At 55.7% G+C, this 21,461-nt stretch carries 14 protein-coding genes and 1 pseudogene; 7 read left to right on the top strand and 8 right to left on the bottom strand.

All coding sequences use genetic code 11. The features are described 5' to 3' along the window. Nucleotides 1-18 precede the first annotated feature (18 nt). The 4 genes from IAD09_03030 to IAD09_03045 all read right to left on the bottom strand — a co-directional run bounded on the left by IAD09_03030 (nucleotide 19) and on the right by IAD09_03045 (nucleotide 4,443). A complete protein-coding gene (locus IAD09_03030) occupies nucleotides 19-1,017 on the bottom strand; it encodes a glycosyltransferase family 2 protein (GenBank protein HIT81202.1) in 999 nt (332 codons plus the stop codon). A gap of 9 nt (nucleotides 1,018-1,026) precedes the next feature. Next, nucleotides 1,027-1,923 (bottom strand): lysophospholipid acyltransferase family protein, encoded by an 897-nt coding sequence (locus IAD09_03035; protein HIT81203.1) that lies wholly within the window; start codon nucleotides 1,921-1,923, stop codon nucleotides 1,027-1,029. Between the two features lie 3 nt (nucleotides 1,924-1,926). After that, nucleotides 1,927-3,252, bottom strand: a complete 1,326-nt coding sequence (gene mtaB, locus IAD09_03040) for a tRNA (N(6)-L-threonylcarbamoyladenosine(37)-C(2))-methylthiotransferase MtaB (GenBank protein HIT81204.1) — start codon at nucleotides 3,250-3,252, stop codon at nucleotides 1,927-1,929. 156 nt (nucleotides 3,253-3,408) lie between these two features. After that, the gene (locus tag IAD09_03045) at nucleotides 3,409-4,443 is read right to left on the bottom strand and encodes a glycoside hydrolase family 43 protein (GenBank protein ID HIT81205.1); all 1,035 of its coding nucleotides are present in this window, start codon (nucleotides 4,441-4,443) and stop codon (nucleotides 3,409-3,411) included. 423 nt (nucleotides 4,444-4,866) lie between these two features. Between IAD09_03045 and IAD09_03050 the strand changes: the two genes are divergently transcribed. From IAD09_03050 to IAD09_03065, 4 genes are all read left to right on the top strand, one after another. After that, a complete protein-coding gene (locus IAD09_03050) occupies nucleotides 4,867-5,511 on the top strand; it encodes a murein L,D-transpeptidase catalytic domain family protein (GenBank protein HIT81206.1) in 645 nt (214 codons plus the stop codon). 201 nt (nucleotides 5,512-5,712) lie between these two features. Beyond that, entirely contained in the window at nucleotides 5,713-7,395 is a 1,683-nt protein-coding gene (locus tag IAD09_03055; GenBank protein HIT81207.1) for an AMP-binding protein, read from the top strand. Nucleotides 7,396-7,446: 51 nt separating this feature from the next. Beyond that, nucleotides 7,447-8,976: a 2,3-bisphosphoglycerate-independent phosphoglycerate mutase gene (locus IAD09_03060; GenBank protein HIT81208.1), complete on the top strand. Its 1,530-nt coding sequence runs from the start codon at nucleotides 7,447-7,449 to the stop codon at nucleotides 8,974-8,976. 17 nt (nucleotides 8,977-8,993) lie between these two features. Further along, nucleotides 8,994-9,584 (top strand): DUF3109 family protein, encoded by a 591-nt coding sequence (locus tag IAD09_03065; GenBank protein HIT81209.1) that lies wholly within the window; start codon nucleotides 8,994-8,996, stop codon nucleotides 9,582-9,584. Between the two features lie 76 nt (nucleotides 9,585-9,660). Here the strand turns inward: IAD09_03065 and panB are convergent, their stop codons facing one another. The 4 genes and pseudogenes from panB to IAD09_03085 form a co-directional block, all read right to left on the bottom strand. After that, nucleotides 9,661-10,479, bottom strand: a complete 819-nt coding sequence (panB, locus tag IAD09_03070) for a 3-methyl-2-oxobutanoate hydroxymethyltransferase (GenBank protein ID HIT81210.1) — start codon at nucleotides 10,477-10,479, stop codon at nucleotides 9,661-9,663. A gap of 86 nt (nucleotides 10,480-10,565) precedes the next feature. After that, on the bottom strand, nucleotides 10,566-12,212 hold the full coding sequence (locus tag IAD09_03075; GenBank protein ID HIT81211.1) for a hypothetical protein: 1,647 nt from the start codon (nucleotides 12,210-12,212) through the stop codon (nucleotides 10,566-10,568). 397 nt (nucleotides 12,213-12,609) lie between these two features. Continuing rightward, nucleotides 12,610-14,889 (bottom strand): annotated as a pseudogene (locus tag IAD09_03080) (bifunctional dihydroorotate dehydrogenase B NAD binding subunit/NADPH-dependent glutamate synthase). Nucleotides 14,890-15,036: 147 nt separating this feature from the next. After that, nucleotides 15,037-17,220, bottom strand: coding sequence for a cation:proton antiporter (locus IAD09_03085; GenBank protein HIT81212.1), 2,184 nt, complete (start codon nucleotides 17,218-17,220; stop codon nucleotides 15,037-15,039). A gap of 253 nt (nucleotides 17,221-17,473) precedes the next feature. On the opposite strand from IAD09_03085, the gene IAD09_03090 reads away from it, so the two are divergent. The 3 genes from IAD09_03090 to IAD09_03100 all read left to right on the top strand — a co-directional run bounded on the left by IAD09_03090 (nucleotide 17,474) and on the right by IAD09_03100 (nucleotide 21,449). Beyond that, nucleotides 17,474-18,481: an aspartate-semialdehyde dehydrogenase gene (locus tag IAD09_03090; protein HIT81213.1), complete on the top strand. Its 1,008-nt coding sequence runs from the start codon at nucleotides 17,474-17,476 to the stop codon at nucleotides 18,479-18,481. A 97-nt stretch (nucleotides 18,482-18,578) separates the two neighbouring features. Continuing rightward, nucleotides 18,579-20,363 carry a gamma-glutamyl-gamma-aminobutyrate hydrolase family protein gene (locus IAD09_03095; protein ID HIT81214.1) on the top strand — a complete coding sequence of 595 codons (1,785 nt, stop codon included), beginning with the start codon at nucleotides 18,579-18,581 and terminating at the stop codon, nucleotides 20,361-20,363. Nucleotides 20,364-20,504: 141 nt separating this feature from the next. Beyond that, nucleotides 20,505-21,449, top strand: a complete 945-nt coding sequence (locus tag IAD09_03100; protein ID HIT81215.1) for a M28 family peptidase — start codon at nucleotides 20,505-20,507, stop codon at nucleotides 21,447-21,449. Nucleotides 21,450-21,461 lie beyond the last annotated feature (12 nt).

The following is a 21,461-nucleotide window of genomic DNA, read 5'->3' on the forward strand; positions in this document are numbered from 1 at the left end:
TGCGCCTTTTCCCGGTTTTCAGGCGTGGTAGGTGTGGTGGCGGCGGATAAAGTAGTCGACGACGATGTTGCGCCGACCCTCGGGCGTCTCTTTGAGGAGGTTGACGAGGGGTTGTTCCCGGTATCGCTTGCGCTCTCTGCGGAAGTGGATATGCGCCAGCCACACGGCGCGGGCGTGCTGCCATTCTCCGGCCACGATGTAGCGGGCCAGTGCAATGGTGTCGAGCAGCCGGCGTATGATGAGCAGCCGCCGCCCCTCTTTGCGCGGCAGGTTTTTGTAGAGCATGAGCAGGTTGTTGCGGAAGTTGAGATAGGTCTTTCGCGGTTCCGTTGCCGAGAGGGTGGCTCCGCCGAGATGGTACATGCTGCTTTGCGGCACGGTGTAGATTTTATAACCCAGCAATTTCACGCGCCAGCAGAGGTCGATTTCCTCCATGTGGGCAAAGAAACTCTCGTCGAGCCCTCCGGCTTTGAGGTAGACTTCGCGGCGGATAAAGAGGCAGGCGCCGGTAGCCCAGAATATCTCGGCGGGCGTGTCGTATTGGCCTTCGTCGTTTTCGATGGAGAAAAAGATGCGTCCCCGACAGTAGGGATAGCCGTATTTGTCGAGAAATCCGCCGGCGGCTCCGGCGTATTCAAAGGCTTTTTTGTCGCGGTATGCCAGCAGTTTGGGCTGGCAGGCTCCGACATCGGGACGCGTCTCGCAGAAGTCGACGAGCGGGTTGAGCCAGCCCGGAGCGGCTTCGACGTCGGAGTTGAGCAGGACGATATAGGGGTGGGTCAGTTGTTTGACGGCCAAGTTGTATCCTCGGGCGTATCCGTGATTTTCCTTCATTTCGAGCAACACCACCTCGGGGTGATGTTCTTTGAGCCAATCGACCGAGCCGTCGGTCGAACCGTTGTCGGCCACGACCACATCGGCCAGGTCGGCCGGCGTGTGGGCGCACACCGAGGGAAGGAACTCTTTCATCAGGTTGAGCCCGTTCCAATTAAGTATGACAACAGCGACTTTTTTCATAAATCAAAATTATAGGCGACGGTGTTTCCATCGGTTATGGGTCCACAACCAATATTCGGGAGCCCGCCGTATGGTCTCTTCCATGAGGGCCATGTAGCGGTCGGTGATTTCGAAATCGGGGCAGGAACGCGGGTCGAGTTCGATTTTTCTTATCGTGGCGCGGTAGTAGCCCCGTTTTATCTTTTCTACGTCGAAATACATGACGGCCATGTCGAGTTTCTTGGCGATGGTCTCTCCGCCGGTGAGTACGGGGGTGTCTTGGTTGAGAAAGGTTATCCAGTGATGGATATTGGCCGGCGACGGGGTCTGGTCGGCGATGAATCCGGTTCCCGATTGTTTTCCCGAGGCTCTTACCGTGAGAAGGTCGCGCAAGGTGTTGGCCTTGGGTATGCAGGTAAGCCCGAAACGGGAGCGGATTTTCAGGAACAGACGGTCGAACCATTTGTTTTTCAGCGGCCGGTAGATCTGTCCCAGGCGGGCGTTGGGCGTGTCTATCCATAGCGAGATGGAGGAGATGTATTCCCAGTTGCCGTAGTGGCCCAGCATCATGATGACCGACCGTCCGCTGTTGAGTTCCGATTCGAGCAACTCCGAGTCGACAAACTGCATGCGGCGGCGCATCTGCTTGTCGGAGATGTGCAGCAGCTTGATGGTCTCGAAAAAGTAGTCGCAGAAATGCCGGTAAAATCGTCGCTCGATGTGACGGCGGTATGACTCGCTCTCTTGCGGGAAGGCGTTCCTGAGGTTGCGGCGCACGACGTGGCGACGGTATCGCACGATGTGGTATACCAGCAGGTAGAGCAGGTCGGAGAAAAGGAAGAGTACCCGCAACGGCAGATACGCCACGGCGTGGAGGGTGAGTCCGAGGGGCGCGAGGAGAATGTTTTGCAGGGTCTCTTTTTTCATGGCTTACAAGAGTTGAGCGTGTAGGGCGGGAATGTCGTTTTTTTCGATGAAATCGCCCAATTTGACGTTGCGTACCGTATTGACGAGTGCCTTGTCGTAGGGGAGTTCTATGCGCACATAGTTGTCGGTGAACCCGTGCATGGGGGCGTTCTTGGCCGGGTGCTCAAAGAGCACGGGGCGTACCTTTCCCCGCTGTGAGGCGTAGAAGTCGTGCAGTTTCCGCTCCGATATTTCGAGAATCCGTCGGCAACGGTCGTGGCGTGTTTCCTGCGGGACAATGGGCTCGATTTTCAGGGCTTGGGTTCCCGGCCGTTCGGAGTAGGTGAAAACGTGCAGTTGCGAGATGTCGAGGCTGTCGACAAAGCGGGCCGACTCTTCGAAGCGTTCGTCGGTCTCGCCGCGCATGCCCACGATGAGGTCTACGCCGATGAAGGCGTCGGGCATTACCCGCTTGATGTGCTCGATGCGTCGGGCGAAGAGCCCGGTGTCGTAGCGGCGGCGCATGAGGTGCAGCACTTCATCGCTGCCCGATTGCAGGGGTATGTGGAAGTGGGGCGCGAAATGTTTCGATGCGGCGACGAAGTCGATGATTTCGTCGGTCAGCAGGTTGGGCTCTATCGAGGAGATGCGGTAGCGGTCGATGCCTTCGACCTTTTCGAGTTCCTTCACGAGCTCAAAAAAGGTCTCCCCCGTCGTCTTGCCGAAGTCGCCGATGTTCACGCCCGTCAGGACAATCTCGTGCCCTCCCTCGCGTGCCACGCCGCGTGCCTGCTCCACGAGGTCGGCGATGCGGCCGTTGCGGCTGCGCCCACGGGCAAACGGTATCGTGCAATAGGAGCAGAAATAGTCGCAGCCGTCTTGCACTTTGAGGAAATAGCGGGTGCGGTCGCCCCGGGAGCACGACGGGGCGAAGGTATTGATTTCGGGACTGGGGGTGGTGAATATCCGGTGAGCCTCGTCGGGGTTTTGCAGCCGGTCGATATAGCGGGCTATCTCGCCTTTTTCTCCGGCGCCAAGTACCATGTCGACGCCCGGAATGCGGACTATTTCATCGGGTTTCAACTGGGCATAGCAGCCGGTGACGATGATGTGCGCGCCGGGGTGTTGGCGGGCGATGCGGCGAATGGCTTGCCGGCATTTCTTGTCGGCCAGCTCGGTCACCGAGCAGGTGTTGATGATGCAAAGGTCGGCCTTTTCGCCGTTGCGGGCACGGCGTATGCCTTTCGCTTCGAGCGTGCGTCCTATGGTCGAGGTCTCGGCAAAATTGAGTTTGCACCCCAACGTGTAGTAGGCGGCGGTCTGAGGCCCGAACGTTTGACTGTCTATCATCGGTTTGGTATGAATGAGGTTTCCCGATACAAAAATAGCGATTTTGCCGGTAAATGGCGGCCATTTAAGGCTACTTTCTTATTATTTAACCCGTATGGGCGATTTTTGCCGGCGGTTCCGGGAGAAACAGAACCGCCGGGTTTGATGGTGGAAAAATTATCGCGTTTCTCCCGAGATGGTGCGTATGGTGCCGTTGGGGTTGTATTGCAACTCGCACACCTTCATGCTGCGCAGGTGGGAGTGGCCGCCCGAGGGGGTGCTGTCGTGGAAGAAAAGGTACCATTTGCCCTTGTACGGGCATATCGAGTGGTGGGTGGTCCAGCCCATGACGGGGGTGAGAATGACCCCGGCGTAGGTAAACGGCCCGTAGGGGTTGTCGCCGATGGCGTAGCAGAGCATGTGGGTCGTCCCGGTGGAGTAGGAGAAATAGTACTTCCCGTTGTACTTGTGCACCCAGGCCGCTTCGAAGAAACGGTGCGGGTCGCCGTTTTTCAAGGGATTGCCTTCGGCGTCGAGAATCACGACGGGGCGGGGTGCTTCGGCAAATTCGAGCATGTCGTCGCTGAGGCGAGCCACGCGGGCGGGCAGTGCCTCTTCGTCGTCGCCCGGTATGGTGCCGCACTCGATGGCCTTGTTGTCGCGGTATCGTTGCAGTTGGCCGCCTTGCAGCCCGCCGAAGTAGATGTAGTAGTTGCCGTTGTCTTCAAGCACGGCCGGGTCGATGCTGTAACTGCCGCGCATGGGGTGGGGCTGCGGCTTGAAGGGCCCGTAGGGCTTGTCGCTGGTGGCTACGCCGAGGCGGAAGATGTCGTTCTGGTCTTTGGCGGGAAAGTACATGTAGTATTTGCCGTCTTTCTCGGCCACGTCGCACGCCCAAAGTTGCCGGCCGGCCCAGGGAATCTCTTCGAGCGAAAGCACGACGCCGTGGTCGGTTACCTTGCCCTTCTCGGGGTCTTTGGTGGAGAATACATGGTAGTCGCGCATGTTGAAGTGGTTGCCGTCGGTGGGGTCGGTAACGCCCGACTCCCAGTCGTGCGAGGGGTAGATATAGACCTTGCCCTCGAAGACGTGAGCCGACGGGTCGGCCATGTAGTCGTCGGGGAAGAGGTAACGTGCCGGGGTGTTGAGCGGTGCATGGTCGCTTTTTTCTTGCGCCGGGGCGTACGTCAGGGAGGCGGCTGCCGCCAGCATGACGGCCAGTGTGCGTGCGTGTTTCATGTCATGAAAAGTTTTTTTGTTTTTTACAAAGATAGCATATCCTCGGGGGTTGACCAAATTTTGACCGCTTTTCCCCTTCTGCTTTTGGGGGAAGCTCCGGCCGTGTCGTCGCGGATTGCTGCCCGGGCGGGTGCCTGGTCTCGATAAGTGATGGGGCGAATGTGGATTTTTGTTTTTCTCCCTTTGTCGGACGAGGAGAAGCCTTCTTTTTTTTCCTCTCTTTTCAGAAAAGAGGCGGCGGTTCGGCAGCGTCAAAAGCAGAAAACTTCGTTTTCCTTTTGTCTCTGCGCTCACCTTTCGCTATCTTTGAGGGAATTATTTGAGTACTTGACAGGTTGGTTCCTTATCCCATTTATCATGTGGCATGTTGATTTACGGAAATGCGCACTCTCGTGCATGAATTGGCTGCTGGCACAGTGGCGTATTGTCTTGGGCGTGGGCGTCCTCTTTTTCCTGGGCGTTGTCGTCTGTGTGGCGATAGGCCGTTCAGAGCCGGCCGACCTCGGTGATAGGGCCGAGGAGGCGCTGGCCTATTGCAAGAAATACGGTTACAGTCGCGATTATTGCGTGCTGGTCGATTATGGCCGCCATTCGGGAAAGCCCCGTTTCTTCCTTTGGGATTTCAAGCGGGGAGAGGTGGTCGCCAAGAGCCTTTGTGCGCACGGGTACGGGAAAGGAAGTACGGCCGGCAATCCGGTGTTCAGCAACGAGTACGGCAGTTTCTGCTCCTCTTTGGGCCATTACAGGATTGGCGGGGAGAAGACCATGTCGAAGCCTCGGGGGCGAAAGGCTCTTGTCCTCTACGGGAAAGACAAGAGCAACAGCAACGCCCTGCGCCGCGGCATATTGATACACCCGGTGTATCTGCCCACCTTCTCGATTTATCCCTTCATGATACCGGTCAAGGTGCATGACTTGGGACTGTATAAGATTCGCCCGTACAGCGAAGGTTGCGTGACGATACCTTTCGAGACCTATAAAACGGTGGCGAAGGTGATAAAGGCCCAAAGCAAACCGGTGATGATGTGGGTCTACGAGTGAGGCCTCCGGGCAACCGTCCGATGGAGAGACACCGCGCGATTGCCGCCCGGTACTGGGTTGCCGGGGAAATTCCTTTGCGCGAGACCTTCCGACTGTCTCGCCCTACCGTCAAAAGGGTTGATTTCCTTTACCTTCTTTGCCTTTATAAGGATAATTTGCCATTTATTTCATATCTTTGCAGGAAATATAAAAGACTCCCCTATGATTGACGAGAATTTCATTAAAATCTACGAGAAGAGTTTCAAAGAGAATTGGTCGTTGCCGGCATTGACCGACTATAACAGCCGAGAGACATTTACCTATGGCGACATGGCCCGCCAGATTGCGCGCATTCATTTGTTGCTGCGTCATTGCCAGATACGCCGTGGAGACAAGATTGCTCTTATCGGCCGCAATACCCCACGGTGGGTGATGGCCTTCTTTGCCTCGGTGACCTATGGAGCCATTATCGTTCCCATCTTGCAGGATTTCAATCCCAACGATGTGCATCACATCATCAATCACTCCGATGCCGTGCTCCTCTTTTCGGGAAGTCTCGCCTGGGAACACATCGAGATGGAAAAGCTCAGCCAGGTAAGGGGCGTTATTTCGCTCGATGATTACAGTTGCCTCGACCAGCGCGACGGTGAGGACATCATGCAATATCTTGCCGACATCGACCAACATTTCGAGGAGACTTATCCCAATGGATTTACAGCGAATGATATTAAATATGCCGAGCTCGATAACGACAAGGTGTGCCTCATCAATTATACCTCGGGCACGACGGGATTCAGCAAGGGCGTGATGCTCACGGGTAACAATCTGGCCGGGAACACCTGCTTCGGAATGCAGTCGAAGCTGCATTACAAAGGAAGCAAATGCTTGTCGTTCCTGCCGTTGGCTCATGCCTATGGCTGTGCTTTCGACTTGCTCACCCCGCTGGCCGTAGGTACGCATGTCACTCTGTTGGGAAAGATACCTTCCCCCAAAATCCTGCTCAAAGCTCTCGAAGAGGTGAAGCCCAACCTGATTATCTGCGTGCCACTGATTCTCGAAAAAATCTACCGCAAACAGATATTGCCGCTGCTCAACAAGCGTACGATGCGCTGGGCGCTTTCGCTCCCGGTCATCGACAGCCGCATCTACGGGCAGGTGTGCAAGAAACTGGTCGATGCCTTCGGCGGCCGTTTCGAACAGGTCATCGTGGGAGGCGCCCCGCTCAATGCCGAGGTCGAGGCTTTCCTGCATAAAATCAATTTCCCCTTCACCGTGGGGTATGGCATGACCGAGTGTGCCCCGCTTATCAGTTACACGCATTGGAAGGAGTTCGTGCCCCGTTCGTCGGGGAGAATCTTGCCGGGCATCATGGAGGTGAAAATCGATTCGTCCGACCCGCAACTCATTCCCGGAGAAATCTGTGTGCGGGGCGAGAACGTGATGAAAGGTTATTACAAAAACGAAGAGGCCACCGAAAAAGTTCTTGTCGACGGTTGGCTCCACACCGGCGACATGGGTACCGTGGGAGAAGACGGAACCATTTTCATCAAAGGACGTTATAAAACCATGATACTCGGTGCCAACGGACAGAATATCTATCCCGAGGAAATCGAGTCGAAACTCAATAACATGCCGTTTGTCATGGAGAGCCTCGTCATCGAGAAGGAGGGCAAGCTCGTGGCGCTTGTATATCCCGATTTCGAAGCCATCGATACCTACGGGCTCACCAACGACGACCTCCCCGTAGCTATGGAAGAGGTGCGGCGCAATCTCAACAAGGAGGTGGCTCCGTATGAAAACATCGCCCATATCTACATCTACCAGTCGGAGTTTGAAAAAACCCCCAAGCGCAGCATCAAACGCTACCTTTACACCAATTTCACTCCGCTGCCCAACCAACAATAGAAACAACGACACAAATACCTGGTAAAAAAGATACATAAAAAGATTACTGCAATGAACAAAAAAGCATTCCTCTTGATTCTCGACGGCTGGGGCATAGGCGACCGGGCCAAAGACGATGTGATTTATAACACGCCCACTCCCCATTGGGACAAGTTGCTGGCAACCTATCCCCATTCGCAACTGCAAGCCTCGGGCGAAAACGTCGGTCTGCCCGACGGCCAGATGGGCAATTCCGAGGTGGGACACCTCAACATCGGTGCCGGTCGCATCGTGTATCAAGACTTGGTGAAGATAAACCGTGCTTGCGCCGACAAGTCGATATTCTCCAATCCCGAAATCGTAAAAGCCTTCACTTATGCCCGTGACAACGGCAAACAGGTGCATTTGATGGGGCTCGTTTCCGACGGTGGCGTGCACAGCTCGCTCGACCATCTTTTTGTCCTGTGCGACATTGCCGCCGAATATGGCATCGACAAGACCTTCGTGCACTGCTTCATGGACGGCCGTGATACCGACCCCCACAGCGGAAAGGGCTTTATTCAGGCTCTCGAAGGGCGCCTCGCCTCGTTGGGCAGAGGGGCCATCGCCTCGATTGTGGGTCGATACTATGCCATGGACCGCGACAAACGTTGGGAGCGTGTGAAAGAGGCTTATGACCTGCTCGTGTCGGGCAAAGGCACTCCCGCCACCGACATGGTGGCTGCCATGCAGGCTTCCTATGACGAAGGGGTGACCGATGAGTTTGTAAAACCCATCGTCCACGTCGATGCGGCCGGCAAGCCGCTCTCGGTCATCGAAGCCGGCGATGTGGTCATCTTCTTCAACTACCGCAACGACCGCGCCAAGGAACTCACCATCGTGCTCACCCAGCAGGATATGCCCGAGGCCGGCATGCACACCTTGCCGCTTTACTATTGCTGCATGACCCCCTACGATGCCAAGTTCACCGGATTGCATATCCTCTTCGACAAGGAAAATGTAGAAAACACACTGGGAGAGATTGTCTCCAAGGCCGGCCGGAAACAGCTGCGCATTGCCGAGACCGAGAAATACGCACATGTTACCTTCTTCTTTTCGGGCGGCCGTGAAAAAGAGTTCGACGGAGAAGAGCGCATACTCATTCCCTCGCCCAAAGTGGCCACCTATGACCTGAAACCCGAGATGAGTGTCTATGAGGTAAAAGATGCCCTCAATACGGCTTTGGCATCGGGCAAGTACGACTTGGTTGTATGCAACTTCGCCAATGGCGACATGGTGGGCCACACCGGGGTGTACGCTGCTATCGAGAAAGCCGTGAAGGCGGTCGACGAGTGTGTGGGTTCGGTTATCGATACCGCCGTTGCCAACGGTTATGAAGCCATCATCATTGCCGACCACGGAAATGCCGACCATGCCCTCAATGCCGACGGGACGCCCAATACGGCGCACTCGCTCAATCCCGTGCCTTTCGTATATGTGACGGCCAACAAGCAGGCTCGCGTCGAGAATGGAATCCTGGCCGATGTAGCTCCCTCGATATGCCACATCATGGGTATCGACCTGCCGGCCCAAATGACGGGAAAATGCCTGATAAACGATTAGAGACCCGCGAAGAGTATATGTTGCAGATAGGCGATGTGCTTGTCAGTCTCGATGTCATCGAGCGGGAATTTATATGTAACCTCGCGGCGTGTCGCGGCGCCTGCTGCATCGAAGGCGATGCCGGCGCCCCGATTACCGAGGAGGAACATGCCCGTCTCAAAGAGCTGCTCCCGCAGGTGTGGAACGACCTGACTCCCGCTGCCCGGGAGGTGATACGCGCCCAAGGGGTGGCCTATATCGACGAAGAGGGCGACTTGGTCACTTCGATTGTCGGTGGCAAGGACTGTGTCTTTACCTGCTATGGCGACGATGGCATGTGCATGTGCGCCATCGAGAAGGCTTGTCGCGAGGGGCGCATCTCGTTCTACAAGCCGCTCTCGTGCCACCTCTATCCGGTGCGCGTCACCCGCTATCCGTCGTTTACGGCGGTGAACTATCACCGTTGGAAAATATGCAAGGCGGCCGAGGTGCTGGGACGCAAGGAAGGCGTGAAGGTATATCGTTTCTTGCGTGAGCCGTTGATTCGCTGTTTCGGCCAAGAGTGGTATGACGAACTCGACGGAGCGGCCCGGGCTTATTTGCAACAGAAGGAACAGGACGGGGTGTAGACATACCCTCCCCAGAAAACAGAAGCGGGGCGACTTCCAGAAGTCGCCCCGCTTTTTATTCAGGAGAAGGGGAGAATCAATATTGTTCCGATTCGTTGGGGAAATCTTTCGATTTGACGTCGGAGATGTATTGCGACACGGCATCGGTGATGACGCCATGCAAGTTGGCATAACGGCGCAGGAAGCGGGGCGAGAAATCTTTGTTGATGCCCAGCATGTCGTGCATGACCAGTACCTGTCCGTCGACACCGCCGCCGGCTCCGATGCCGATGATGGGCACGTTCACTTCCTGGGCGACGCGGGCGGCCAGTTGGGCAGGTATCTTTTCGAGTACGATGGAGAAGCAGCCCAGCTCTTCGAGCAGGTGGGCATCTTTGATGAGTTGTTGGGCCTCGGCCTCTTCTTTGGCGCGTACGGCGTAGGTGCCGAATTTGTTGATTGATTGCGGGGTGAGCCCGAGGTGTCCCATGATGGGAATGCCGGCACTGAGAATGCGGACGATTGATTCTTTGATTTCTTCTCCGCCTTCGAGTTTCACGGCGTCGGCGCCGGTCTCTTTCATGATGCGTATGGCCGATGCCAAAGCCTCCTTGGAGTTTCCTTGATAGGAGCCGAAGGGCATGTCGACAACAACCAGCGCGCGTTTTACGGCACGCACGACCGACTGTCCGTGATATATCATCTGGTCGAGGGTCATGGGCAGTGTGGTCACATTGCCGGCCATGACGTTCGAGGCGGAGTCGCCTACGAGAATGACGTCCATGCCGGCGCGGTCGATGAGGGTGGCCATGGAGTAGTCATAGGCGGTGAGCATGGCTATCTTTTCGCCGCGTTCTTTCATCTCGGAGAGGCGGCGTGTGGTTACTTTGCGGGTATCTTCGGTATAAGTTGACATGATAGATGATTGTGTATTTGAATTTTGCCGCAAAGGTATGATTTTTTGGAATACAAATCTTTTTTGCCTCTGTTTTATTTCAGGCATCAGCGGTCATAGTTGTAATACTCGATGGTGCGTCGGGTCGTCGACAGGTCGTCGCCGGTGCGCTGGGTGCGGGAGGTCCAGTTGCCTTGCTCGTCGTAGACGTATTCAAATGTGGTGTCTTCTTTTTTCGAGTCGTTGACCGAAGTGATTTTGGAGACGTCGTTGCGCTCGTTGTAGAAATAGATTTTCTCGCTGCGCGAGCGACCGTTGATGGTGATTTCGAGTTTCTTGTTGCCGTCGGGGGTATAGTAGGTCGTCGTGGTGTTTTGCGGGGTGGTGGCGTTGTAGCTCTTTGATGAAATGAGGTTGCCGCTCTCGTTGTAGGTGTATTCTGTTTTCCGTCCGCCCTTTACGCCCTCTACCTGGTCGGTGCGCGTAGCCAGCCGGCCGTTGTCGTCGTATTCAAGTGAACTGATTTCCTGCTCTTTTCCGCCCGGTCTGCTCTCGACGATGCGGGTTATTTCATGTTGCGGATTGTGGTAAAAAGTCTTTTTCCATTGCGGGGTGGCGATGGAATTGAGCGTGAAGTCGGGGTGGTAGAGATAGCTTTTTTCTTCGCTTTTCCCGTTTTTGCGGGTTTCTGCCAGCAGCAGTTGTCCCAGTTGGTCATAGAGGTATGAGACGGTGCTGTGGGTCTCTTTCCCGCCGACGGTGGTGTCGGTGCTCTCTTGCACGCTTTTGACATATCCTCTCAGGTTGTTGTATGACCAGTGCCAGGGCGTTTTTTGCAGATGGCCCAGCCAGTCGTTGAGCGGGACGATGTAGGTGGAGTTGGGGTAGTCGCGCAAAAATTTGTCATAGCCATATTGCGTCGGTTGCTGGGTGAGGCTCAGGTAGTCGAACGATTCGATGGCCGACTGGGCCTCCTCTTTCATCGGGTGGTCGGGGTAGTCGGCCAGCAGTTGCACATAGGCTTCGCGGGTGTGGGCCTTGCGCGCTTCGGCATAGGCGAGGCGGTAAATGCGGTTATGGGCCTCTTCGATGAGTGCCGATTGCGGGTAGAGCTCGATGAATTGTTTGTAGGCTTCGATGGTGTTGTCGAGTTGGGTAAATGTGGTTTTGTCGGCCAGTCGGGTTATCTCTACCACATGAGGCGATGAGGTGTAGTGCGTGAGAAAGTAGTTGTAGGCCTCGATGGTGCCCTTTTCGAGCGCCTGACGGTAGGCAATCTCTTCTTGCCGGGCATACGCCTCAGCGGCCCATGGGCTTTGGGGGCAGAGGCCGATGAAGTGGGCATAGCTTGCCTCACTGTTTTCCTGGCAGGCTTGGTGGTAGAGGTTGCGTTCGATTTGCACGCGAATAGAGTCGAGGGAGTTCTCTTTTTTGTCGAGAAAGCGTATGAGTGTGCGCTCCTTGCTGTTGGGCAGCAGCGCGCGGTTGAATATGTCGTATGATTTTTCGGGGTCGTAAGCGGTGTATTCGGGGGTATTGAACAGCAGGCAGTCGCACAGGTCGATGAGTAGCAGTTCGCTTTTCTTACTGCTGTCATAGACTTTGTTGCGGCGTTCCACTGCCTTCTCGATTTTTTTCTCGACGATGAGGTCGTAGATTTGGCTCGGCTTTTGGGCGCACAACTTCTCGCCACCCCACGAGGTGAGGAGCAGGAGCAGCGAGAGTAGTAATATGCGGGTTGTCGATGTTGTCATGACCGTACCCTGTCGCGAAGGGGTGAGCCTCGGGTTTGTGAAACGATTTTTCCAAGCAAAGATAGTAATACTTCGTGGGATAGTGTGTGCTTGTAAAATCCTTTTAAAGGAAATTCAATTTTTTTTCTTTCTCTGAGGGTGTCGGGGTTTTCCTGCGCCCTTGTCTTATGGGGGAAAAAGCCCTGTCCGGCATTGAAAAAAACGTTATATTTGTCTTAAAGAAGATATGTGTCGCATTCGGTGATGCTTTGTTGCACAGTTCGTGTCGGCGGGGGCATCTCCTGCGATGAAAAATTTTCAGAAGAGATTGGCCCTGAAAAAATGAACTGCCGATGATTGGACGCTGCATTCAATGCCCAATCATCGGCAGTTGCCGGTTTATTTATTTGCTGGCTTTTCAGCGGTTCGACGATAGTTGCTCGTCCATGGCTGCGGCAGCCCGGCGGCCGTCGCCCATGGCCAGAATGACGGTGGCTCCACCCCGTACGATGTCGCCTCCGGCGTAGAGGTCGGCCAAGTCGCTTTGCATCGTGTCCTGGTTGACGACGATGGTACCCCATTTGCTGATGGTGAGACCCTTCACGGTGCTGGGTATAAGGGGGTTTGGCGACACGCCGATGCTCACGACAACCATGTCGACATCTATCTCTTCGATGGCACCCGGTATGGCTACGGGGCTGCGGCGACCCGATGCGTCGGGCTCGCCCAGTTCCATCTTTTGCAGGCGCATCCTGGTTACATGGCCTTTTTCGTCGCCGAGGTATTCGATGGGGTTGTGCAGGGTGAGGAACTCGATGCCCTCTTCCTTGGCGTGTTTCACCTCTTCGATGCGGGCGGGCATTTCGGCTTCGCTGCGGCGGTAGACGATGATGGCGCGTTCGGCTCCCAGTCGGCGGGCGGTGCGCACCGAGTCCATGGCGGTGTTTCCGCCGCCGATGACTGCTACATGTTTGCCGTGGAAGACCGGGGTGTCGGCATCGCTCTCGGCGGCGTGCATGAGGTTGACGCGGGTGAGGTATTCGTTGCTCGACATGACGCCGATGAGGTTTTCTCCGGGTATGTTCATGAAGCGGGGCAGACCGGCGCCGCTGGCTACGAAGATACCCTTGAAGCCCATTTCATGCAGGTCGTCGTAGGTGAGTGTCTTGCCGATGATGCAGTCGGTGATGAACTCGACGCCCATTTGCCGCAGCCCGTTGATTTCGACGTCGACGATGCTGTTGGGCAGGCGGAACTCGGGGATTCCGTATTTCAGTACGCCCCCGATTTCGTGCAGGGCTTCGAAAACCGTGACGGCATAGCCTCGTTTTATCATGTCGCCGGCGAAGGAGAGCCCGGCGGGTCCTGAACCGACCACGGCGATTTTTATGCCGTTGCGGGCGGATATTTCGGGTATGGAGATTTGCCCGCTTTCGCGTTCGTAGTCGGCGGCAAAGCGTTCGAGGTATCCGATGGCGACGGGTTCCTTGTGCAGTTTTTGCAGGTAGAAGCATTTCGACTCGCACTGTTTTTCCTGAGGGCACACGCGGCCGCATACGGCGGGTAGGGCGCTGGTCTCTTTCAGGGTTTTGGCGGCTTCGAGTATCTCGTCGCGTTCGATGTTTTTGATGAATTTGGGTATGTTGATGCCCACGGGGCAGCCGGTGATGCAGAGGGGTTCGGGACAGTCGAGGCAGCGGGAGGCTTCGACGAGGGCCTGTTCGCGGGTGAGGCCCTGGTTTACCTCTTCGTTGCAGGTGATGCGGTAATCGGGAGCCAGTTCATTCATTTTCACCCGTGTGATGGCGATGCGCTCTTTGTTGGGTTTGGCTTTGCGGAGTGCTTCGCGCCACGATGCGGCACGTTCTGTGCTCAAATATTCTTTGTTGTCCATGAGTGTTAGCGTTTATTCGATACCTTTATACGAGGAGAGTCGCATGAGCATTTCATCGAAGTCGACTTGATGGGCGTCGAATTCGGGGCCGTCTACGCATACGAATTTGGTTTTCCCGCCGACGGTGACGCGGCAGGCTCCACACATGCCGGTGCCGTCGACCATGATGGTGTTGAGCGAAGCCAGGGTGGGGAGGTTGTATTTTTTGGTGAGGAGGGCGACGAATTTCATCATGATGGCGGGGCCTATCGTGACACAGAGATCTACTTTTTCGCGCTTGATGACCTCTTCGACACCGTCGGTGACAAGACCTTTTTTGCCGTAGGAGCCGTCATCGGTCATGATGATGACTTCGTCGGAATAGGGGCGCACCTGGTCTTCGAGAATGATGAGTTCCTTGGTGCGGGCGGCCAGTACCGTGATGACGCGGTTGCCGGCCTTTTTCATCGCTTCGACGATGGGCAGCAGGGGGGCGACGCCTACGCCGCCGCCGCAACAGACGACGGTCCCTACCTTCTCGATGTGGGTGGCTTGTCCCAACGGGCCTACGACATCGGTGATGTAGTCGCCGACTTCGAGGGCACACAATTTGCGGCTCGATTTCCCGACGGCTTGTACGACGAGGGTGATGGTACCCCGTTCGGTATCGGACGAAGTGATGGTCAGCGGTATGCGTTCGCCTTTTTCTCCGACGCGGACAATGACGAAGTGCCCGGCTTTGCGGGCTTTGGCAATGAGCGGCGCTTCTACGTCGAACTTCACGACGTTGGCCGAGAAATACTCTTTGCTGATGATTTTGTTCATGTGACGAGTAGTGTGTTTATATTGTCTTGCAAAGGTAGACAAAATTATTGAAAAGTGATATGTTTCCTGTAAATTTGATATAAATGCGGACTAAATGCCGACAAATCGCATTTTCTCTGCATGGACGTTCCCGCAGGTTGGTGAAGGTTATTCTCCTTTTTTGCGTTGTTTGAGTTTTTGCCGGCGGTGATTCCAAAGTTTGCGGCGTCGGGAGAATTTTTCGAAGAAATCGCGCACCGATGTAAATGACGAGTAGTTGCGCTGCACGTCGATGGAGAGCGGATCGGTAGTGAAGGTGAGCTGCTCGTTTTCCTCGCCGAACTGTTCGGGGAAGAGGACGATGAGGTTGTTCCCGGCAAAGTAACGAGAGAGTTGCAGGGGGAGTTTCTCAAATTCGGTGTTGTAGGAGAGCGATGTGTGGCGGGCGCTGATGATGACCAGCAGGTCGTCTTGCAGGACGACGCCCGTGAGGGTGAGAATGTCGGCCCAGTCGTCGAGTACCTCAAATTCGCAGTCGATGTTGTATCGTTTCTGATGCAAGACGTTGCGCAGTACGACGATTGTGTCGTGGTGGGCGTGGAAAATGACACGGCATCCGATTTGCTTGCCGATGTTGGCAATGCGGTCGATCCATTTGGTAAATCCGCTCTCGTATTCGGCTTTTTCGGGTACGGCCACGACGATGCGGGTGGTCATGTTGATGGGAATGGTGCATTTGGTGATGGCAACCATTTTGTGGGTGCTTTTGAGCAGGTTCTCGATTTTGGTGCCGAAGAAGCTGTCGACGATGTTGCTCTTGTGGTGCAGGCCCAGTATGACTTCGGTGATGTTCTGTTCTTTGATGGTGTGGACGATGCCGCTGGTGATGTTCGCGTCATAGCGAGAGAGACCCACGAGCTTGATGTCCGAGGCGGCGGCGATTTTGGCGGCGCGGTCGAGCAGCACCTGTCCCACATCGCCGGAGTGAAGGGGTGTTTTGTTGTCGTCGATGACGTGCATGGCATAGACGGGCTGCTGCTTGTGCGGGCCTTTGGCCAGTATGGCGAGATTGACGAGGTTTTCGAGCGTGTAAGGGTTGGCTACGGGTATGAGAATGCGTGCCTGGCCGGTATTGTCGCGGTTCTTGTCGTTCTCGTCGGCCGGTTGCTGGGTCGCCATTTTTTTTGCCGCCCGTTCGGTGGCGAAGGAGCTGATGGTGCAGGTGACCAAAATCATGACGATGGTGCCGTTGAGAATGTTGATGTCGAACATGCCGATGTCATATCCGATGAGGACGGCGGCCAAAGTCGCGGCCGCCTGCCCGTTGCTCAGGCCGAAAATCATGGCCCGGTCGATTTTGGTGAGCCCGAAATTCTTCTGGGTAATCCAGGCTGCCAGCCATTTGGCCACAGTGGCAATTACCGACATGACAATGGCTACAAACAAGGCGTCCCAGCCCGAGAAGATGACCGAGGGGTCGATGAGCATACCCACGCCGATGAGGAAGTAGGGTATGAAAAGGGCGTTGCCCACAAACTCGATGCGGTTCATCAGGGGTGACACCGAAGGAATAAACCGGTTGAGAACGACTCCGGCGAAAAAGGCTCCGAGAATCGGTTCAAGACCTGCCGGCTTGGCCAGTGCCGAGGCCAGGAACACCAGTGCCAGCACGAAGATGTATTGCGAGACGTTGTCGTTGTATTTCTTGAAAAACCAGCGGGCAATGCGTGGAAATGCATAGAGGATAAAGAGGCAGTAGGCCGTCATGGAGAGAATGAGCCGCACCCAAAACCATTCGTTGATGGTGCCCGTCTGCATGCCTACGATGACTGCAAGGATGATGAGGGCCCCTACCACTGTGATGATGGTTCCCGCGATGGTGATGGTCACGGCAGGGTTGCGACCTACCCCATAACGCAACACGATGGGGTAGGCGACCAATGTGTGCGAGGCATACATGCTGGCCAGCAATATCGAGGTCATGAGGTCGAGGTGCAGCAGGTAGATGCTCGACAGGGTGCCCAGTATCATGGGGATGAGAAATGTGTGTATGCCGAAGACGATGCCGCGGGTTTTTATCTTGCGGAAGTCGTTGAGGTTCATTTCGAGTCCCACCAGAAACATGAGGTAGAGCAGACCCACGTTCCCGAAAATCTTGAAGCTGCTGTCGTGGGCCAGCACATCGAGCCCGTGCGGGCCGAAGAGTGTTCCCGCCAGAATCAGGCCGATGATGTGGGGAATCCGCAGTTTGTTGAGCAGCAGGGGGGCGAACAGGATAATCGTCAGCACGACAAAGAATATCAGTACCGGGTCGGTGAACGGTAAAGTGGGTAAGAATTGGTTGACGTCCATGGCTCAAAAAAATCTGCGGTGTGGTTCCGGCGAATAAATCGGTGAGCAAAATTAAGAAAAAAGCAGAAATAATGGCACGAGGAATACAGAAATTGTACAGAAAAACGCCTTATTTGATAAAAAAATAGACGTTTGGGCGCGAATTATTAGGAAAAACGTTAATTTTGCCAAGATTTTTGGCCGAAATGCGTTTCGATTGTCGCCCTTAGGCCGCAGAAACAAGATTGTCGAAATTCTAAAAATAAGATAGAACATGAAAGTAGCCATTGTCGGAGCAAGTGGAGCCGTGGGGCAGGAGTTCCTGCGGGTTCTTTCCGAGAGAAATTTTCCGATTGACGAACTGCTGTTGTTCGGTTCGTCACGCAGTGCCGGAACATCATATAACTTCCGGGGTAAAGAGATTGTCGTGAAGGAGTTGCAACACAACGACGATTTCAAGGGCGTAGACATCGCGTTTACTTCGGCGGGAGCCGGGACCTCGAAAGAGTTTGAAAAGACCATCACGAAATATGGCGCTGTCATGATCGACAATTCGAGCGCATTCCGCATGGACGAAGATGTGCCTTTGGTGGTGCCCGAAGTCAATGGCCCCGATGCCAAGGTGCGTCCCCGCGGCGTGATTGCCAACCCCAACTGCACCACCATACAGATGGTTGTCGCTTTGCAGGCGCTCGAACAACTCTCCCACATCAAGTCGGTGCATGTGTCCACTTACCAGGCTGCCAGCGGGGCCGGTGCCGCCGCCATGGCCGAGTTGGTGCATCAGTACGAAGAGCTCATGAAGGGCGAAGCCCCCACGATACAGAAGTTCTATTACCAGTTGGCCTACAACGTGATACCCCAAGTCGATGTCTTCACCGACAACCTTTACACCAAGGAGGAGATGAAGATGTTCAACGAAACGCGTAAAATCATGCACTCCGATGTGAAGGTGAGCGCCATGTGCGTGCGTGTTCCCGTCATGCGGGCTCACTCCGAGGCGATTTGGGTCGAGACCGAGCGTCCGCTCTCGGTCGAAGAGGCTCGCGAGGCTTTTGCCAAGGCCGATGGCGTGGTGCTCATGGACGACCCCGCCAACCGGGCCTACCCGATGCCGCTCGATATCGCCGGCAAAGACCCCGTGTTTGTGGGCCGCATTCGCAAGGACCTTTCCAATCCCAACGGTCTCACGTTCTGGGCCGTCAGCGACCAGATAAAGAAAGGCGCGGCCTTGAATGCCGTGCAAATAGCCGAATATCTGATTCGTGAAAATGCGTTGTAGCATACGGCTTGCTGTTTTAGGTATCCTTATTTTTCTCTATATTTGCGAGGTGGCTTCACAAAGCCGCCTCGTGTCATATAGGCTATTTGATACACCCATGGAAGCAACTCTCTTTTGCGATGAGCGGCTCACGGCTCCGCTCTCGGCCCTTTTCTTGGAAATAGACAACCGCTGTGGTTTCTCGGGCAAACCGGTTATTGGCATCACCAGCAACCACCGTGCTGCCGAGAACCTCACTTGTGTGGCCGACCCCTATGTCGAGGCGGTGTGCCGGGCCGGCGGCGCTCCGCTGCTTTTGCCGGTGGGTGCCGACACGGCGGCGCTCCAACGCATCGTCGAGTGTCTCGACGGCCTACTGCTCACGGGCGGAGGCGATTTCTCCGCCGCTGTCATGGGCGATGCGCTCTCTCCGTTGGCCGACAGTGCCGATGCCTTGCGCGACCGTTCCGAGTTTGCGCTTTTGCGCCTGGCGTTGCAGCGGCAAATGCCGGTTTTCGGTATCTGCCGCGGGCATCAACTGCTCAATCTCGCACTGGGGGGTACCCTCTATCAGGATTTGCCGTCGGAGTTCCCCGCCGATGTTCTGCCCCATTCTCAGGCGCACGACAAGCGCCAACCCGCCCATGACGTGACCCTCGCCGCAGGCTCCCTTATCGCCCGGTTGCTGGGAAAAGACCGCGTACCGGTCAATTCGCTTCATCACCAGGCCGTGCGTGAGACGGCTCCCGCTTTGCGTGCCGTGGCTTTTTCGCCCGATGGGGTCAATGAGGCGATAGAGAGCCCCTGTTACCCCGTATATGGCGTGCAGTGGCACCCCGAGCAACTCTTGGCCGGCGGCGACGATGCCATGCTGCCCTTGTTTGAGCATTTGGTCGATGAGGCTCTTCTCTATCGGCAGGCGCGGGATTTCCATCGCCGTCACCTGTCGCTCGACTCACACTGCGACACCCCCATGTTTTTTCCCGAAAATATCGACATCGGTTGTCGTGACCCGCGGCTCAAAGTCGACTTGCCGAAGATGGAGGCGGGCGGCCTCGATGCCACTTGCATGGTCGCTTATCTGCCTCAGGGACCCCGCGATGAAGCCGGTTTGCATGCCGCTGCCGGGAAGGCCGACGCCATTCTTGACGAGCTCACCCGCCAGCTCTCTCTCTATCCCGACCGCGTGCAGCAGGCTTTCACCCCCGATGATGTGTCGGCGGCCAAGCGGGCGGGGAGGAAGGCCGTCTTCCTGGGAATAGAAAACGGCTATGCCATAGGTCGTGACTTGTCTCTCCTCAAACATTTCCGCGACAAAGGCGTGGTGTATATGACCCTGTGCCACAACGGCGACAATGATATATGCGATTCGGCCAAAGGGAAGGGCGAACATGGCGGCCTGAGTCCTTTCGGCCGTGATGTCGTGCGGGAGATGAACCGCCTGGGCATGATGGTCGACCTGGCTCATGCCTCCGAGGCAAGTTTCTACGATGCGCTGGCGTGCAGTGCTGCGCCTATTGTCACGACCCACTCTTCGTGCCGGGCGCTTTGCGACCACCCCCGGAACCTCACCGACGACCAGATACGCGCTCTTGCCGCCCGCGGCGGAGTGATGCAGATATGCCTCTATGAGTACTTTCTGGTCAGGGGAAAGGAACCGACGGTCGACGATATTGTTGCCCACATCGACCATGTGGTGCGGCTGGTGGGCGTCGACTATGTGGGAATCGGTTCCGACTTCGATGGCGGAGGCGGCATACCCGGTTGTAACAGCGCCGATGAACTCATCAACATCACCAAAGCCCTGTTGAAAAAAGGCTACACCACCGAAATGCTCGTCAAGATATGGGGCGGGAATTTCTTGCGGGTGATGCGCCAAGTGCAGCAATCGGCCGATGATTGATTCTTAAAAAGTGTAAATATAAAAGAGCCGACTCGGCTTTTTGTTGAAAATCAATTACCTTTGGAAGTCAAAACAAAAAACATGAGAGGAAGACGGTTATCTTTGTTTTCGTTGCTTCTTGGAATAGGTTGTTTGGCGGCCATGCTCGTTGTGACGGCCTGTCGTCGCCCGGCCTCCTCGAATGAACCATCGACGGCTCCTTCTCGTGTGGTCGATGTTCCTGTGTTCGACGCCGATACGGCTTTTGCCTATGTCGAACGGCAGGTGGCCTTCGGCCCCCGTGTCCCCAATACCCGTGCCCATCGCGAAGCGGCCGAATATCTCGCCGACGAGTTGCGCCGCCGCGGAGCGCAGGTCACCTTGCAGGATTTCCGGGTGCGCGCTTATGACGGGACGCCGCTCGATGCCCGCAACATCATTGCCTCTTTTTCGCCCGAGAAGAGCGACCGGGTTTTGCTCTTCGCCCACTGGGATACCCGCCCTTATGCCGATAACGACCCCGATTCTAAAAATCATCGCACACCCATCGATGGAGCCAACGACGGCGCCAGCGGTGTGGCCGTGCTGCTCGAAATAGCCCGTCACTTGCAGGTCCGGTCGCCTCGCATCGGCGTCGACATCATCTTTTTCGATGTGGAAGACTATGGGCAGCCCTACTTCTTCGACCGCCCCGAGAAGGAAGATACCTGGGCGTTGGGTTCGCAATACTGGTCGCGTCGGCCCCACAATCCGGCCTATCGTGCCCGTTACGGCATTTTGCTCGACATGGTGGGCGGCAAAAACAGCCGCTTCGCCCGCGAAGGCGTCTCGATGCAGTTGGCTCCCGCCGTGGTCGATAAGGTGTGGAAGGCGGCCCAGGCGCTGGGCTATGGCGACTATTTCGTCGATGAGCGGGGCGGTTATGTCAACGACGACCATGTGTATGTGGGCCGTCGCGTGCCGAGCATCGACATCATCGCCTATGACGAGTCGCAGGGGGGATTTGTTCCCCAATGGCATACTCTCGATGATACGGTCGAGCACATCGATAAAGCTACCCTCGAAGCGGTGGGTCAAACCCTGTTGTGGGTAATATATAATGAATAAGCGATTTTCTTG

This window comes from Candidatus Caccoplasma merdavium (assembly GCA_018715595.1).
Taxonomy (GTDB): Bacteria; Bacteroidota; Bacteroidia; order Bacteroidales; family UBA11471; genus Caccoplasma; species Caccoplasma merdavium.